This is a genomic window from Corynebacterium sp. HMSC074C04 (assembly GCF_001838295.1).
GTDB classification, from domain to species: domain Bacteria; phylum Actinomycetota; class Actinomycetes; order Mycobacteriales; family Mycobacteriaceae; genus Corynebacterium; species Corynebacterium amycolatum.
The window spans coordinates 84760-100370 of sequence record NZ_KV836271.1 but is presented as its reverse complement, the minus strand read 5'-3'; the positions used below and the strand labels follow the sequence as shown (position 1 = coordinate 100370).

Below are 15611 nucleotides of genomic sequence, written 5' to 3'. Positions count from 1 at the left end.
AGGTTAGGGGGAGCGCACCTAAAAACACCGTGGGAGAAAAGACTGCGGAAGAAGCCGGCCGCGCGTACGAGAGGAGCCCTGCGGAAAATGTCTAATGAACAGGCAGAAAACGCGGGGTGGGCTGTGCCGCCGCAGTCTCCAAAACAGCAGCCACAGCAGTCCCCACCTCAGGTGGTGCTGCCACCGCAGCAGAGCTGGCAGCCGACTGTCTCGGATTCGGCCATCACAGGTGCGACGCCGCGCTGGAAGGCCGATGAGATTGTTCGCAAGCGTGCGGACAGCGTCTTTCGATGGGCAATGAGCGGCGCCGGAGTATTCGCCGCATTTACCGTATTCATCTGGATGAGCATCCTGAGCCCCGGCCAGGATTTGGTGGTTTCCCTCCTCGGCGAATTGGGAGCATGGGCTTTCGGTCTCTGCGGAATGGTTTCCCTCATTGGTCTGGGTTTTTCGGTCTACAAGACTCTCCAGGTGCTGCGTGACCGCGCAACGTATGCCCGCCCACTGCTGTCGCGCACGGCAACGGATGTGCGCACGATGCACATGTGGCCAGTGCGCAACATCACGGGGCCCGTGGTCGCGTTGGCTGAAACAGGAGTCACTGCCGTAATGAGGCCAGGTCGCTTTATCTGGTATCTGGCCTGCGTTTTGTGGCCCCTTGCAACGGGTTGGTTTATCGCTGCCGACGTGTCCAGGACATACTTCCAGGCCGGAATCATCACTGTTTTAGCTTGTGTGACAACTGCCCTTACGGCGCGGCTACTCCGCTACGTGTTGGCTCCCGAGGAAGTGCATCGCAACATTCCCGTTGGGGCAGGTCGCGAGTGCACCCAGCCCGGTTTTGGTCCAAGGGCTTCATCCCCAGCGAAGCTACCGATGAACAAGGGGAGGCGGGCGCGTTGGCCGTCGACAAGCAGCTTTTCGAAGGAACGGCGAGCGAATTCGTCGACGATTTTTATAAGTAGCCCAGGCAGTCGCGAATTACGGACTGCGAATAGGTATTCTGTGGCCTTGTGGGAAAGAAATCTCGTAAGAAGAATAATCAGGCCCCGGAGGGCATGAGCCGCCGTCAGGCGAAGCTGGCAGCCCGCGCTGCTGAGCGTGCAGCGTTGCTGGGCAATCCGCGTCCGTTCAAAGACTTCGACGAAGAGGCTGACATCGTGGCTGTCCGCGAGTTCGCTCCGGCTGTGGTCATTCCGGTCACGGTCGCTGACGCTGAGCGTGACATCAAGCTCTGCACCGTGCTGCCGGGTGGCGTAGCCGCACTGACGCGTGCCGCTGACCAGGGCAATGAGGCTTTCGTCGCGCTGCAGACGCAGGCTCGCACCAATGACGGCGCTGCGGATCTCTCCCGTGCGCTGGCATGGGCTCGCGATGCAGAGCCGGGTCAGCAGCTCTCGGCCGCTACTGACGGCGAGGCTGCACCGCTTACCGACGTCCTGACCGCCGTGGATCTCGACAACATGGAGGTCCACCAGGACTTCGAGTGGTGGATTCCCAAGGGCATTGAACGCACCCCGATGATCGAGCAGAACCTGGCCGTGGCTAACGACGCGATTCTCCCGTCATACCGCCTGGATGCGAAGGCCGCTGGTGCTGTGTGGTGGATTGATCCGGGCGAGCGCGCCCACATCCGCTGGGTGCGTCGTGAAGATGAGAAGCCGCTGCTGGATGCCTTGGCACGCGTGCACGCTGCGGACAACCTCTCGCTGGGCGAGGGCACGAAGTTCGCCGGTGTCTTCCGTACCGATGGCGTGCTGGTGCCGGTCTGGGACCTGGATAACACCAAGCCGCACGACCACTGGATTGCTGCCGTGGAAGAGGCCGACAAGCGTATCGCTGAGGCGCTGGCCAGCGAAGAGCCGCTGACCGCCGAGGAGCGTAAGTCCCGTGAGACCATCGTGTCCCGTCAGGTGACCATTCGGAACTAGGCGGAACTGGTTTAAGAACTAACGCGTGTGGCTCAGCGAAAAGCTGAGCCACACGCGTTAGTTGTCTCTAAGTTATCTGAAGCAGTTTTAGCTACTCTCTTGGCTATCTCAGCTCCGCAAAAAGTGTTGGCGCTTCGATTTCGTCCCAGAGCAGCACATTGCCCGCATAACCGGTATCCATGGCGCCTGAGGTGGGCACGGTAAGAGAATCGGAACCGAACAGCATGCGCAACATCAGCCAGGTCAGATTCCAGACATGGTCACCATCGCCGACGAGCACGGCCTTAGTGCCAGCATTGGCCAGGCGAATCCAGCGGTAGGGGTTGAGCCATACCGCAGGTGACTTCAGCCGTCCCATCAGCGCACTCATGAATTCACGCTGCCGCTCTACGCGGTCCAAGTCTCCCTGGGCGGTAGCACGCGTGCGCACGTAACCCAGGGCACTCGCGCCATCGAATTTCTGGCAACCGGCCTGAATATTCAGGCCTGCCAGCGGGTCGTCGATGGCTTCTTCAGGGCACATTTCGATGCCACCGACAGCGTCGACGACACCGGCGAAACCGCCAAAGCCAATTTCGGCGTAGTGGTCGATGTGAATCCCAGTGTTTTTCTCTACGGTGTCGATGAGCAACTGGGGGCCACCAAATGCGAATGCCGCATTGATCTTGTTTTTGTCATTGCCCGGGATATCCACGAAGGAGTCACGCGGGATACTGACCAACTTCGGCTTACCGAACACCGGAATGTGGGCAATCATGATGGTGTCTGTGCGCTGGCCGAAATCACCACTGCCCGTCGACAGCTTGGCGGCATCTTCCTCTGACAAGCCCGTACGAGAGTCCGAACCGACGAGCAACCAGTTGGAGGACATCGTATTGGCAGGGCGATTTGTCAGACCTGAGAACGCGTCGACCCTGGTCAGGCGGATGTCGACAAGTGCCATCGTGGCGACAAGGAAGATGACGACAACCAGGATGATGGATTTAAAGCGCAAGCGTGGCAGCCGCATGCGTCGCGTGTGGAAGCTCGACCTGGCACCGGCTCCGCCACGACTGCTGCGGCGTCCACCACGGCCAGAACTCGCTGCTTGTGGGGCACTGTAGTAGTCCTGCGACGAACCCTGCGAGGAAGATTGGAAATCCGCATCCGGGTTATAGCCGGGTGGAGGAAACCGCGGATCGCTGCCAGCGCGTCCGCTACCGGTCCGGTTCATCGGTGGACGGGACTCAATGCGCGTTTCGTTCAGTGGCGCCTGCCGACGTTCTGGTTGCGGCCTAGACCTGCGTGGAGGCATAGGCGCTGGGCGGGCTGCCCCTGCCCGAGAACGGCGGTCAGGGCGGGGAGGGATGGGGCGTCGTGAAGCGCCACGCGAATCGGCCTCACGGGGGCGAGCATGCTTCGGCGACGCCTCGTCCACACGGCGGTAGATGGGGCGACCATAGCGATCTTTGAGCGGTCTGCCGTATCGGTCGCGGGCAATGCGCGAGTCGTCGAAGTTGCCTTCCATACCAATTAAGAATAGGCAACGACAGTGCACTAAGAGAACCGACACAGCAATACAAGTAGTGGTAGCGCTGGCGTTACCCTGCATGCGACGTGCTGAAAGGGTTTGGGACCGAAGAAGAATATGCTGGAAATATGTCCGCAATGAACCAGAACTACGAATGCGCAGTCAACGAGTCGGATGTTTATGTCAAGAGCCGACATGGTGTCCCTCGAGGGTTCTTCGCCTGTGAGGCGGCGGGGCTGGACTGGCTGCGCGAGGGCGAATCTGACGGTGGTGCGCGCGTCGTGGATGTGCTGGGCGTGAGCGGGCATGCGCTGAAATTGCGTCGAATTGAGTCGATGGCGCCGAATCCACAGGCAGCGTACGAGTTTGGAAAATCGTTGGCTATTACCCACAATCTGGGCGCCGCTGGCTGGGGTGCCGGCCCCGATGAGTGGGAGGGGCACGGCTACTTCGGTCCGCTGGATCAGCCACTACAGATGGACCTGACTCCACGGGAGAGCTTCGGTGAATACTGGGCGAAAGGACGTCTTCTGCCTGCGCTGGGAAAGTTGGAAAACTCCTACAATAACCGTCAGCTAGATATCTTTGACCAGCTCATTGATCGGCTCTTGGCTGGAGATTTCGACAACGAGCCAGACGCCGCGCGTGTCCACGGTGACCTGTGGTGGGGAAACCTCATGTGGGATGCAGACGGCGCGATCTTGATTGACCCCGCGGCACACGGCGGAGCCCGCGAGGAAGATCTGGCACTGCTGGCGCTATTCGGGGCAACGCACTTCGATGAGATCTTGCGTGGCTACGAATCTGTACATCCCCTGCCGGATTTCGCCGAGAGCTGCGAACTCCACCAGCTCTACGCGGTGCTCATGCACGCGGTGCTATTTGGTGGCGGATACGCCGGACAGGCAGCGGCAATGGCAGCGAAGTACGTGCGTTAGCTGGCGTTAGCAGCCTCCAGCACGCTAGCGATCTCCAGTAGCTCTGCCTCACCGCAGTGCACCGCACCGATGTTGACGCTGGTGGCGGGGAGCTTCGCATTGGGTGTGCTGCCGCTTGTGCCCGGCACAGCAATTGGCATGGACACGCTTGCCCACCCAGTCAGATTCCACAGCGACAACCACGGTGTCCACCGGGTTTGCTCGTCAAAGTCCTCCCACGGCGCCAACGCAGAGAAATGCCCAATACGTGGCGGATCAAACGCCAGCGTTGGCGTAATCACCGCATCGACTTCCCAACGCGATCGAATCGCGCCGGGCAGAGCCATCCGCTGCTGATGTGTCGCCGCCGCCTCAGTTGCGGAAATCTCCTGGCCACAGGCGCGAATCCACTGCACGATCTCGGAGTAGTCCGCGCGCGGTAATTTCGTGGACATTCGCGTGATGGTCCGTCGAAAGATCTCGAACACGTCCGGACCTGCCGGGTCATAGGGGCTGGGCACTTCCACCACCTCATACCCGGCGTCGGCAAGACGGTCAGCCGCCGCCCACGCACCGTTTGCCCAGCGCTTATCGACGTCCACCTCAGCATGAAAAGGGCTGATAGTGACACCGATGCGAAGGGGGCGCTGGGACCGTCGGAAAACATGCGAGGTTGCGGGAAAGGGCACCCCGGCCAGTAGCGCTGCGTCATCGACTGTGCGAGTGAGAAAGGCAGGCGTGGAGAGATTTCCACCCGCAATATCGTGTGCTGGCTTCAACCCAACGAGGCCACAGCAGGCGGCAGGCACGCGGATGGAACCGCCACCGTCAGAGCCCAGAGCTGCGGGAACGACACCAGTTGCGACAGCCACCGCGCTGCCACCCGAGGAACCACCGGGAGTGCGTGGCGTGGTATCCGGTTGATTGGACAGCTGATCGGGCACGGCGAAATAGGGGTTTTCCGGAGCCGGGTAGCCAATCGGCTCGGTGTAGGCCGTCATCCCAACCTCGGAGGTGTGTGTAGTCGACGTGAGGATGGCGCCGCGAGCCAGAAGTTTCGCCACGGGTTCCGAGGTTTCGGTGGCGGTGAAAGCCAAGTTGGCGGAGCCCATCGTGCATTTGACACCGGCGATGGTGAATAGGTCTTTGATCGCCACTGGCAGTCCCAGGAGGTCACGCGGGAGGCCGTGGCTAGCGCGCCGGGCGGCCTCTGATTGGGCAGTGAGGCTGCGTGCGCGGTCGACAGCGTGCTCGGCCAAGGACGTGGCAATACCGAAACGGGCGGGATTGGCCGCGGCGTCGTCGGCAAGCGTGGCGAATTCCGAAACGATCTCCGATACCGAGATTGCGCCACTGCGCACGGCTTCAGTGAGGGCGCGGGCGGGCATCTCGGAAGAAAAGGTCATGCAATAAGTGTAGAAGCCCTCTAATCTGAGCTTATGACGACGGTTACTTATTTGGGTCCAGCGGGCACATTCACCGAGCAGGCGCTGTGGGACATGGCGCGTGCTGGCGAGATTGATCCTGCAGGGGAATCCGCGGTCAATGCCGTGCCGGTGGATAGTCCCGCGGCCGCGCTTGGAGCCGTGCGCCGAGGGGAAGCGGACTTCGCCTGCGTGGCTATCGAAAGCAGCGTGGACGGTCCCGTCACACCAACTTTTGATGCCCTCGCTGCTGGGCCGGAGCTGCAGGTTTTCCGTGAAACCGAGGTCGGGGTGGTCTTCTCTATCCTGGTCCGTCCCGGTACGACGGCGGAACAGGTGCGTACTTTTACGACACATCCTGTGGCGTATCCGCAGGTCAAACAGTGGGTGGATGCCAACCTTCCGGGCGTGGAAGTTCATCAGGCCAGCTCCAATGCGGCGGCGGCTCACCAGGTCGCCGAGGGTACCCACGACGCTTGCGCTGCCCCGGCCCGCGCGGGTGAGCTGCTCGGACTTGAGGCGCTGGCCACTGAGGTCGCCGACGTGCGCGGTGCCCGAACCCGTTTCCTGCTGGTGGGGCGCCCTGGTGTGCCGACGCCGCGCACCGGCGCCGACCGCACCTCGGTCTCCTTCACGCTGCCGAACCAGCCCGGCACACTGATGCGCGCCATGAATGAGTTCGCAGTGCGACAGGTCAACCTCACCCGCATCGAGTCGCGGCCGACACGCGAGCTCTTCGGCCTCTACCGCTTCTACATCGACTGCAACGGCCACGTTTATGATGCACAGGTTGCGGCGGCTCTCGCGGCACTGCACGAATACGCCGAAGACCTGCGGTATCTGGGATCTTGGCCGGTTGCTGAGGGCGGTCGCCGCAGCATTATGACCCCGCCGCCGGATATCTCCCAGTCAATTGAATGGGTCGACGCGCTCAAGGAAGGACGAAGGTAAAACATGACACCCACCGCGCCCGAAAATCCAGTTGGACAGCTGCCTTTCCTCGATGACCGCCCAGACCGCCCTGAATCTGTCATGCCGGTTGATTCCCAGCGCATCATTTTCATCCGCCACGGGCAGACCACCGGCAACATCAACCGCCGCCTGGATACCGCATTGCCGGGCGCACCGCTCACCGACCTCGGTGTGAGGCAGGCGCGCAGTCTGGGACGTCTTTTGCTTCCCGACGTCCACAGAATCGGTGACATTGTCACATCCCATGCCCTGCGTGCACGCCAAACTGGTGCAGGCGCGGTCGCGAGTCTGCACCACCTGGGAGAGACTTCCGTTCGCATCCGCCATGAGGGTGGTCTCCACGAGATTCAGGCCGGCGATCTTGAGGGGCGCAATGATCGCGATGCGCACATGGAGTACATGCGCGCCTTCTATCAGTGGCTCAATGGAGAGCTGGAGTACCGCCTTCCCGGCGGTGAATCCGGTGCTGACGTGCTGAATCGGTACCTGCCGACGCTACAGCAGCTGCTGGAGCAGGCAGGAGCGACAGGTGGTGAATCCAAGGAGTCCAGGGAGGCCAGCAGCAAGGATGTCGTCATTGTCAGCCACGGCGCGGCTATTCGTCTGATTGGGCAGTATCTGACCGGGGTGGATCCGGAATACGCACTGCGACACCGCATTGCCAATACCGAGCGAATTGAGCTGGTTCCGAACGCAGTGGCCGTCGGCAAGCGTGCTGGCATTGAACCGGGCGCGTGGGATGTGCGTCGCTGGGGCGACAGCGAGTTGCCCTAGAAGGGAGCGAAACGGCGACCGTTACTGCTGACCGTTACTGCTGGCCCTCCTGAATCTCGCGGCGCTTCTGAGCTGCCAGGCGTAGGCGTTCTGTGCGACGCTTGGATTCCTCTTCGTTGATTTCGTTGAGGAGCTCTTCTTCGTCATCATTGATGTTCAAGGCGGCGCGCCCGATAAGGGCAACGGCCGCAGCGACGATGAAGCCGAGCCACGCGTTATCGATATTGGTGAAAAACATCAGAACGATAGTGACACATACGATAACGCCTGCAGCAGAATCAACAATGTTGAGCTGGCGGCCCTTTTTCATCAGGTTTTGCAGCTCTTGATCGACACTTTGATGCTGCGGATTAGCCGGGGTGCCCTGTGAACTCTCGGGGGAGACCTCAGCGGGCAGGTCCGCGAAGAGAGTTTGCAGTTCTGCCCGAGTTTTAGCGGAAGCAGCACTTTCGGCGCGTTTGGAGAACTCATCGACATCCAAGTAGCCATCAGCGAAATGATTGCCGAGACGCTCCATGGCAGCGTTGCGCTCCCTGTCGCCGACCCTGATTTCTGGCTTCTCGCTCGAGTTGTCGCTCATGGTTATTAAGGTTACAGGGAAGAAGAGGGGAGGGGACAGCATCGCGAGAGGAACGAGACCGTGCACGGCGGGACAAAATTACCCGTAGCCGAGTCGGTCCAAATCCTCCTCCTCGAGGCCGAAATAATGCCCGATTTCATGCAGGAGAGTGACCCGAATCTGCTCCACCAGCTCCTCTTCGGTGCGGCTGATGCGGCAGAGCATGTCGCGATACAGGCTGATTTGGTCAGGTGGACCCCAGTGGTTGTTAGAACGCTCGGTCAGAGGTATCCCCTCGTAGAGGCCCAGCAGTGTGGGCTCGTCGAGGTTATACGGGTGGACCTGGATGATGACCTGATCGAGCTGGTCGAGAAACTGCGTGGGGATGCGGTCGATGGCCTCATCGACAAGTGCATCGAACCGCTCCGGGCTAACGTCAACCATTTATGGTGCTGCCTCGCAATGTCCTCTTGTTTTACTGGCCGATTGTTCTACTGTCCGGCGGGAGCGACTGCGTTATCCGCAGCGCCTGCTCCTGCGCCAGTACCGTCGGCACCGACCTCACCGACGTCACCTGTGCCAGCGCCAGCGCCAGCGTCACCCTGCTCCTCCCGCAGCGGATTGCGCGGTGGCGGAGCCACGGGCGGCTGGCCGTCGATAGTGAAGGACTCGTTAGCGTGGCCATTGAGAGTGGCGAACCCGCCCTGGCCATTGTCCTTAATCAACCAGCAGTTCACACTGCGCGAGCCAGCATTGAGCGACTCCTGCGACAGTGACGTCCAAAATGGCAGCAGCGTTGAGTTGTACAGCGGGTCGTCGCCACCGAGGTAATTCTGCGCCAGAGTCACACACTGCTCTGCGAGCACATCATTTTGCTCCTGGTCAGTGGGGACATTGTCACCGAAGTGGTCGCGGAGATTGACAATTCCCGTCGACTCCATCAGGTGATCTTCCACGCACGGCACCTGGCGGATGGCGCCGTTTTCGTCCAATGTCACGCAGCGGCCGCCCTCGAACACGCGGGACTGGTCCTGCCCGGCCGCAGGACCGGACATGTGCGCCGTGTTGCCGTCTTCATCGACGACCTGGATACCGCACAGGAAGGTTCGGTCACCCTTTTCCCACTGGCTAGGCGAAGGAATGATCGGTGCCGTGATAAATCGACCGTCTGGATCGTACTGGCCGCCCAGGTATTCAGTCACAGTGTTGCGACACACGCCATTTTGCAGAGCCACCAAATTGTCTGCTGTCGGGTAGTTGGCAGTTTTGGCGTATTGCCCCGGATGTTCCTCGTAATCGGCGAGATTCAGTTTCTTGGCCACCTCATAAGCGTGCGGCTGCTCACAGGGCACGACGCGGAAGTCAGAAACATTCAAATCTTCTGCCAGGTTCCAGTCCAGACAGTTGCCCGCGGTTGCACTGGTGAACGCCGTCGTCTCCTTGTCGACGATGGTCGTTGTCGACGATGACGCGCTTGCCGACGAACCCTTGCCCCCAAGTGGCCCACTCGGTGGCTCGATGACTCCCGCTTGCAGCGCGAATGCCATCCCCGCGGCGCCGACCAGCATTGCCGTCGACAAAGCGCGCATTCCCCAGCTTCCACGCGAGTTATTCGAAGCGTTGGCATCGTTGCTGGCTACGGAGGATGCACCAGCGCTGGCATCTGCGCCAGTACCTGCACCGGAGTCAGTGTCTGTGGCGGCAGCGTGCTCGCGATCCTGGTTCATATTGTCATCAGCCATAGTGACCCCATTGTGCACCGCCAATGAGCCTGTGGACAAGGTAACGCTAAAAGCGACAACGTCCCCATGAGCGTCGATGTCGTGGCAAGGAGCTCTGCCATTGACGCTCTGTCCGAGTTTGCGGTCCGAGTTTGCTCAAGAGTTTTAAGCACTACAATAGTCCGGTATTTGTTCGCTACCCGAGGACACGAGTCTTGACCTGGACTGCACTACTTAGCCTGCTGGGCGTCCACATTATTGGTATGGCCTCACCAGGGCCTGACGTCTTCTTAGTCCTGCGCCTTGCCACCAAATCCCGAAGGCACGCCATCGCGGCAGTCGCGGGTATCAGTACTGGCGCCACAATCTGGATGACCCTCACAGTTTTTGGGTTCGCAGCCGTCATTACCGCCAATCCTTTGCTGATGGGCGTAATTCAACTTGTCGGTGGCTGTTATCTCATTTACATGGGCATCAGTATGGCCAAGGCAGGCATCAATACCCTCCGCGAACTGCGCGCCGGTGCCGCACCAGCCCTGGGAAGCGAGGCGCTCCGGTCGCCGAAGGCGACGTTCCGCCAGGGCTTTTTCACCAACATGTCGAACCCGAAGATTGTTCTCTTCCTCACCGCAGTGCTTTCACAGTTCATTCCCGCGGGCGCATCTGTGGGGACGCTCGTGCTTTGTACACTGGTGCTAATCGTCTCCCAAATCGCTTTCTTCCTATTTATCGCAATCGTGGTGTCGACGGATGCCGTCGTCAAGCGAATGGTGCTGGCAGGGCCGTGGATTGACACTGTCGCCGGTGTAATCTTCCTCGTCCTCGGCGCGCTGCTGGTCGCCTCAGGAGCGGAAGCGGCGCTCTAACATGCCTTGTGCCTGCTTGCCGACGTAAACCAGGTACTCTAGGGGACGTGATTGATCTCAAATTTCTCCGCGAAAACCCTGAAGTAGCCCGCGAGTCCCAGCGCACCCGTGGTGAGGACCCGGCATTGGTCGATCAGCTGCTGGAAGCTGACGCTAAGCGCCGTGAGGTTATTGCCTCCACCGACGCGCTGCGTTCGGAGCAGAAGGGCTTCGGTAAGAAGATTGGTCAGGCGTCGAAGGAAGAGCGTCCGACCATGTTGGAGAAGGCCAAGGAGCTTTCCGACGCCGTGAAGGCAGCCGAAGCGAAGCAGAAGGAAGCCGAGGCTGAGGTCGAGCGTCTTCAGTATCTGATTGGCAACATCGTTACGGGTGCGCCCGCCGGTGGCGAAGATGACTTTGTCGTGCTGGAGGAAATCGGCGAGATTCCACAGTTCGATTTTGAGCCCAAGGACCACCTGGACCTCGGTGAGTCGCTGGGACTTATTGATATGGAGCGTGGCGTCAAGGTCTCCGGTTCCCGCTTCTACTTCCTGACCGGCTACGGTGCCATGTTGCAGCTGGCCATGATGAACCTGGCTGCTCAGAAGGCAACTCAGAATGGTTTCCAGCTGATGGTGCCGCCGGTGCTGGTTCGTCCGGAGACCATGTCGGGTACCGGTTTCCTCGGTGCGCACTCCGATGAGATTTACTACCTGCAGGAAGATGACCTCTACCTGGTCGGTACCTCGGAAGTCGCGCTGGCCGGCTACCACTCCAACGAGATTATTGACCTGTCGGAGGGGCCGCGTCGCTACGCTGGTTGGTCTTCTTGTTTCCGTCGTGAAGCGGGCTCTTACGGCAAGGACACCCGCGGAATCCTGCGCGTGCACCAGTTCGACAAGCTGGAGATGTTCTCCTACTGTCCGCCGGAGCAGGCGGAGGCAGAACACCAGAAGCTGCTAAACATGGAGCGCGAGATGCTGGCCGCGGTCGATGTTCCGTACCGCATCATCGATGTTGCTGGTGGTGACCTGGGTGCATCGGCTGCCCGCAAGTTCGATACCGAGGCGTGGGTGCCGACGCAGAACACTTACCGCGAGTTGACCTCGACTTCGAACTGCACGACTTTCCAGGCTCGTCGTTTGAAGACCCGCTACCGCGATGCCGATGGCAAGTCCCAGTACTGCGCCACCCTAAATGGCACGCTGGCTACGACGCGTTGGCTGGTCGCCATTTTGGAAAACCACCAGCAGGCCGATGGTTCTGTGGTGATTCCGGAGGCCCTGCGTCCGTTCATGATGGGCAAGGAAGTTCTCGAGCCGGTTAAGTAGGTGTGGCCCCGACACAGCCACACACTCACTTCACGACACCTATGGCACCTCATGCCACCTCCACAGCTGGCATGAGGTGCCATAGGTGTCGTGAAGTGCCCTAGGGGGCGTCCCTATGTTTTTGTCAAGCCTAAATCGGAGTTTTTAAGTGAAACTCTTGGGGGTAGGTTTAGACATGGTTATTGTGCCCATCAACTGGTGTTGGTGGGCCTGATTTTCGTGTCACAGGAGCAATTCCTGCATAGGCGGCCAGGTGGCCAGAGGATGCGAAGTCGGATCCATCACCGATGGAAAGCAAGATTTGTGCTGCGGTCTTGATACCGATTTCCGGCATACTCGATCCAAGGCCTCGGAGGCAGGGAAGTCCTCCAGCATGCCGTCGACCTGGCCGGCGATAGGTTCGCGTCGGCTCGCTGGGTTCGCGTGGGCTGGGCCAATTTTCAATTCCCAAGACGTGGGTGGGGTGACTGCGCTAAGAAGTAGGTGGGGGATTGAGTCAATAATTTGGCAAGAGGATCGATAGCAGCGGCATGATTGAACCAGGAAAAACTTCGCTCGAAGTTGACTGCGTATATGGACACAGCAGCATTCTTGGTGAGATTAGCGCGGAGATCCGTAAGGGGGAATTTGTCAGTATCACCGGCCCGAATGGGGTGGGAAAATCCACGTTGATTAGCACCATTGCTGGTGAGATAGAGCCAATCGAAGGTACTGTGCGGGTTGCTTGCGAGGGCGAAGAAACTTTCGTTGATCCGTCAAGCCCGCAAGGCGCTGGCTGCGTGACCAGCATTTCTGATCCAGCATTTCTACCGGACTTAACTCTCGGCGAGCATATTAACCTGGTTTCCCTGCGCACAGGTGTGGGAATGGACACGCTGCTGAGTCGGTTGGAGCCATGGCGCGTTGCTGAGTTGCCCAACACTTTGCCCAGTCGGCTTTCGAGCGGTCAGAAGCAGCGGGCAAACTTGGGAATCCAATTGGCGGTTGCGGCTCCGGTTGTTGTGTTGGATGAACCCGAGCGCCATCTCGATGCGGATTGGACTCGGCTGCTGTGCGCGCAACTTCGCCAAATGGCACAGTCTGGATTCACAGTGATTGTGGCATCGCATTCGCCAAGTCTCATCGATGAGGCAGACTGGGAGATTCGACTGTGAACCTTGAAGGCTTGAGTTTTCCTCTCAACGTATTTCAAGTAGTTGGCTTAGTAGGGATTATCTTCCTGCTGGTCATCATTGCGGAACGAATGGCTCCGCTGAGGTCCGTTGACCGCGACCGATGGGAATGGGAGTATCGCCCCGCACGTCGATTTCCCGGCATTGACCGCGATGGCTGGCTCCAAGTGCTGGTGTTCACCGTATTTGGGTTCGGCATTGGCGGGGTTTTTCGATATGTCCTTGGGGTTGCACGACCACGTCGTTTAGCGACGGTGCTTTCTAATGGCGTGACACAATCGATGACTCGTGTGACCGTGATGTTCTTTAATGCGGAGCTGGCATCGAATATTTACGCTGCTTCCTGGCTGCGGAGTGCCAAGGTCAAGGAGCGGCCGTTCGCGCAAACTTCCTTGCCGGTGTTGATGCTGCGCAGGCTGGTGCGGCGTGGGTATATCCCGTTGCTATTTGTTGCGGTGGCGCTGGCGGAGTTTTCTGTTGCACCGCTGATTGGAAAAGGCGGGCGCACGCTGGTTTTGCTCTGCTGGGCGGTGCTTGCCTCTGCAGTATGGCGGGCGACTAGGCTCGAAGCGCCAGGTCAGCTGCCGTGGCGAGTGGCGATACTGAGCGTTGTGACCGTCCTGGGAATGGCCGTCCAATTCCTTCCGGGGATGCCGCTAAATCCCATGTATTCCATGCTATGGGCTGCCGTGGCAATTGTCTATTGTGCACTTGTTCGAGGAAAACCACGGGAAACTAATGATTTTTCCTCGATTGAGATTGGTTTGGGCGCACCATTAGAAATGGGCAAGCTGCAGTATTGGTTTTCCGGCGGTCTTGCGATTATTCCGGCTATTGCATCGGAATTGATGGCGATTGCGCCGATTATGTAGGAGCTGCGGCCACAATGCTCCGACTAAGCGGTCGGGCTGCGCCGGCGGGAAAAGGGGAATCCTAGGCGGAGAGGCAACGTCTTCTACTAGGAGCTGTTGGCCTACAGCTCCTAGCTGTGAAGTACTTCGATTGCAATAGCGAGCAGGCCGGTGCTGACGGGCTGCGGAGTAACGCTTTGACCTGCCCAAATTACATCGGCATGATCTAGGCCACCCCAGCTTTCTTCCAGGTAGCCTTCAGTCCGGCTCGGAGGGGAAAGACAAGGCATGCGGCCGAAGCTGCGACCGATGCCGTGGCAACACCGGCTTGGACTAATGCTGGATTGATCTTGGAGTTTTCTTCCGTGAGAACGCCGATCAGCTGAGCTGGAGCAATGGCGCAAGTGAGAGTACCTAGGGACGCGACGCGCAGAGTATCTTCGCGGTCATCTGCCTTGAGCAGCGAAGCAGCTGAGAATCCAGCTCCGACCGTAGAAACCACGAAGGGAAGAAGCAGAGTTTCCTTCGGTGCTGTCTTTTGAACTGCCTCGCCGTTTAGCTTCCATTTTGTGTGGACTTCTGAAGGCAACTGCTTCCAGCACCTGGCCAGTGCGACTCCGTGCGCAACCGTCACAGCCGCGGGGAGAAAAGCGGTCGCCTGCAGTGCGCGAGCCGGAATTTCAGAGATAACCTCACCGTCAATATCGTCCGGGCGGACAATCCCGAGCTTGGTGGCTACTGCAGCCCAATTGATAGACCAGCCAAAACCCAACAGGTGAGGTTGGAGAATCCGCGGGTCGTTCATATTCCACAGGGAAGCGCGACCGCGCTTGGAAAATGCTCGAAGTGGGTTGCTGAGGTAGCGTCGCAAAGCGCTCGGTTCACCAACTTGCTCGGCGACTCGCTCGGCGTATTCGGTCGCCGTTCCCAGCTCTTCGGCCAGGTCCGCGTGGACGTCGTTAAGCTCTTGCAGAAGACTCTCCTGCTCGGCAATGATCGCCTTGCGTTGTGCGGGCGATGTTCCGATTTCGCGCAGTTTGTGGTCGATGGCGGTGAGGTAGGTGTTCATTGGGGATCCTCGGAAAATAGTGCGGTCATGTCGGCGGATAGATCGATGAAGTCCTGATGTAGCTGCGTGAGTGTTTGCTGTCCTTTGTCTGTTAGTGAGTAGTACTTGCGGGGCGGCCCCTTGGGGGATTCCTCCCAGCGATTGCTAATCAAGCCGTTGGTGGTCAGCCGCGAGAGTAGGGGGTAGACGGTTCCTGCGGGCGCGCTGAGGTGGGGGTAGGCGTTGAGCTTTGCGACGAGTGCCGCGCCATAGAGTTCTTCGCGAGAAATCAGCTTGAGAATGGCGAGCTCGAGTACTCCCTTCTTCAGTTGTGTTTGTGGGCGTTTGGGCATGGCGTTGTGCTTTCTTTCCGGCGGTAGAAGGAAGTTGTTTGAGCAGAATCCTTTTCATACCTAGTACCTTGTAATGCCAACTATACCCCCAGTAGTTTGTATTGCCAAGTACTGCACGCCTATACCGCACAGAGAGAACAGAACAAAGAAAAATGAGGGGCAATTGTCAAAAGACAATCGCCCCTCATCCCACCGGGTTGGCT

16 protein-coding genes and 1 pseudogene are annotated in these 15611 nt (G+C 59.3%); 8 read left to right on the top strand and 9 right to left on the bottom strand.

Going from position 1 to position 15611, the window contains the following annotated elements:
- Positions 1-167: 167 nt before the first annotated feature.
- Positions 168-338: a hypothetical protein gene (locus HMPREF3011_RS11210; protein WP_168168153.1), complete on the bottom strand. Its 171-nt coding sequence runs from the start codon at positions 336-338 to the stop codon at positions 168-170.
- Positions 339-1013: 675 nt separating this feature from the next.
- On the opposite strand from HMPREF3011_RS11210, the gene HMPREF3011_RS04260 reads away from it, so the two are divergent.
- A complete protein-coding gene (locus tag HMPREF3011_RS04260) occupies positions 1014-1931 on the top strand; it encodes a DUF5926 family protein (RefSeq protein ID WP_038627014.1) in 918 nt (305 codons plus the stop codon).
- Between the two features lie 103 nt (positions 1932-2034).
- On the opposite strand, the gene HMPREF3011_RS04255 is transcribed toward HMPREF3011_RS04260, so the two are convergent.
- Positions 2035-3438, bottom strand: coding sequence for an LCP family protein (locus HMPREF3011_RS04255; RefSeq protein ID WP_224792260.1), 1404 nt, complete (start codon positions 3436-3438; stop codon positions 2035-2037).
- A 131-nt stretch (positions 3439-3569) separates the two neighbouring features.
- Between HMPREF3011_RS04255 and HMPREF3011_RS04250 the strand changes: the two genes are divergently transcribed.
- The gene (locus HMPREF3011_RS04250; RefSeq protein WP_038627012.1) at positions 3570-4379 is read left to right on the top strand and encodes a fructosamine kinase family protein; all 810 of its coding nucleotides are present in this window, start codon (positions 3570-3572) and stop codon (positions 4377-4379) included.
- Here the strand turns inward: HMPREF3011_RS04250 and HMPREF3011_RS04245 are convergent.
- Entirely contained in the window at positions 4376-5764 is a 1389-nt protein-coding gene (locus HMPREF3011_RS04245) for an amidase (RefSeq protein ID WP_038627010.1), read from the bottom strand. The genes HMPREF3011_RS04250 and HMPREF3011_RS04245 overlap by 4 nt on opposite strands.
- A gap of 33 nt (positions 5765-5797) precedes the next feature.
- Here HMPREF3011_RS04245 and pheA point away from each other — a divergent pair, with 33 nt between their 5' ends.
- Both pheA and HMPREF3011_RS04235 read left to right on the top strand, forming a co-directional pair.
- Entirely contained in the window at positions 5798-6733 is a 936-nt protein-coding gene (gene pheA / locus HMPREF3011_RS04240) for a prephenate dehydratase (RefSeq protein ID WP_038627007.1), read from the top strand.
- 3 nt (positions 6734-6736) lie between these two features.
- Positions 6737-7528 carry a histidine phosphatase family protein gene (locus HMPREF3011_RS04235; RefSeq protein ID WP_038627004.1) on the top strand — a complete coding sequence of 264 codons (792 nt, stop codon included), beginning with the start codon at positions 6737-6739 and terminating at the stop codon, positions 7526-7528.
- A 34-nt stretch (positions 7529-7562) separates the two neighbouring features.
- On the opposite strand, the gene HMPREF3011_RS04230 is transcribed toward HMPREF3011_RS04235, so the two are convergent.
- From HMPREF3011_RS04230 to HMPREF3011_RS04220, 3 genes are all read right to left on the bottom strand, one after another.
- Entirely contained in the window at positions 7563-8108 is a 546-nt protein-coding gene (locus HMPREF3011_RS04230) for a DUF1707 SHOCT-like domain-containing protein (protein WP_038627001.1), read from the bottom strand.
- A 78-nt stretch (positions 8109-8186) separates the two neighbouring features.
- Positions 8187-8531: a metallopeptidase family protein gene (locus tag HMPREF3011_RS04225; RefSeq protein ID WP_038626990.1), complete on the bottom strand. Its 345-nt coding sequence runs from the start codon at positions 8529-8531 to the stop codon at positions 8187-8189.
- Between the two features lie 47 nt (positions 8532-8578).
- Positions 8579-9829 carry a septum formation family protein gene (locus HMPREF3011_RS04220; RefSeq protein WP_222867040.1) on the bottom strand — a complete coding sequence of 417 codons (1251 nt, stop codon included), beginning with the start codon at positions 9827-9829 and terminating at the stop codon, positions 8579-8581.
- A gap of 194 nt (positions 9830-10023) precedes the next feature.
- Between HMPREF3011_RS04220 and HMPREF3011_RS04215 the strand changes: the two genes are divergently transcribed.
- Both HMPREF3011_RS04215 and serS read left to right on the top strand, forming a co-directional pair.
- Positions 10024-10674 (top strand): LysE family translocator, encoded by a 651-nt coding sequence (locus HMPREF3011_RS04215; RefSeq protein WP_038626986.1) that lies wholly within the window; start codon positions 10024-10026, stop codon positions 10672-10674.
- Between the two features lie 47 nt (positions 10675-10721).
- Positions 10722-11984 (top strand): serine--tRNA ligase, encoded by a 1263-nt coding sequence (gene serS / locus HMPREF3011_RS04210; RefSeq protein WP_038626983.1) that lies wholly within the window; start codon positions 10722-10724, stop codon positions 11982-11984.
- Positions 11985-12192: 208 nt separating this feature from the next.
- On the opposite strand, the pseudogene HMPREF3011_RS10960 reads toward serS, so the two are convergent.
- Positions 12193-12338, bottom strand: a pseudogene (locus tag HMPREF3011_RS10960) (transposase); the annotation flags it as partial.
- Positions 12339-12514: 176 nt separating this feature from the next.
- On the opposite strand from HMPREF3011_RS10960, the gene HMPREF3011_RS04205 reads away from it, so the two are divergent.
- Complete coding sequence (locus HMPREF3011_RS04205; protein WP_038626981.1) at positions 12515-13138, top strand: ABC transporter ATP-binding protein; 624 nt, start codon at positions 12515-12517, stop codon at positions 13136-13138.
- The gene (locus tag HMPREF3011_RS04200; RefSeq protein WP_038626978.1) at positions 13135-14028 is read left to right on the top strand and encodes a hypothetical protein; all 894 of its coding nucleotides are present in this window, start codon (positions 13135-13137) and stop codon (positions 14026-14028) included. Before HMPREF3011_RS04205 ends, HMPREF3011_RS04200 begins: the two co-directional genes overlap by 4 nt.
- Positions 14029-14233: 205 nt before the next feature.
- Here HMPREF3011_RS04200 and HMPREF3011_RS04195 read toward each other — a convergent pair whose 3' ends face one another.
- Positions 14234-15076 (bottom strand): DUF5808 domain-containing protein, encoded by an 843-nt coding sequence (locus tag HMPREF3011_RS04195; RefSeq protein ID WP_038626975.1) that lies wholly within the window; start codon positions 15074-15076, stop codon positions 14234-14236.
- Positions 15073-15408: a PadR family transcriptional regulator gene (locus HMPREF3011_RS04190; RefSeq protein WP_038626974.1), complete on the bottom strand. Its 336-nt coding sequence runs from the start codon at positions 15406-15408 to the stop codon at positions 15073-15075. The genes HMPREF3011_RS04195 and HMPREF3011_RS04190 overlap by 4 nt, the downstream gene beginning before the upstream one ends.
- Positions 15409-15611: the final 203 nt, after the last annotated feature.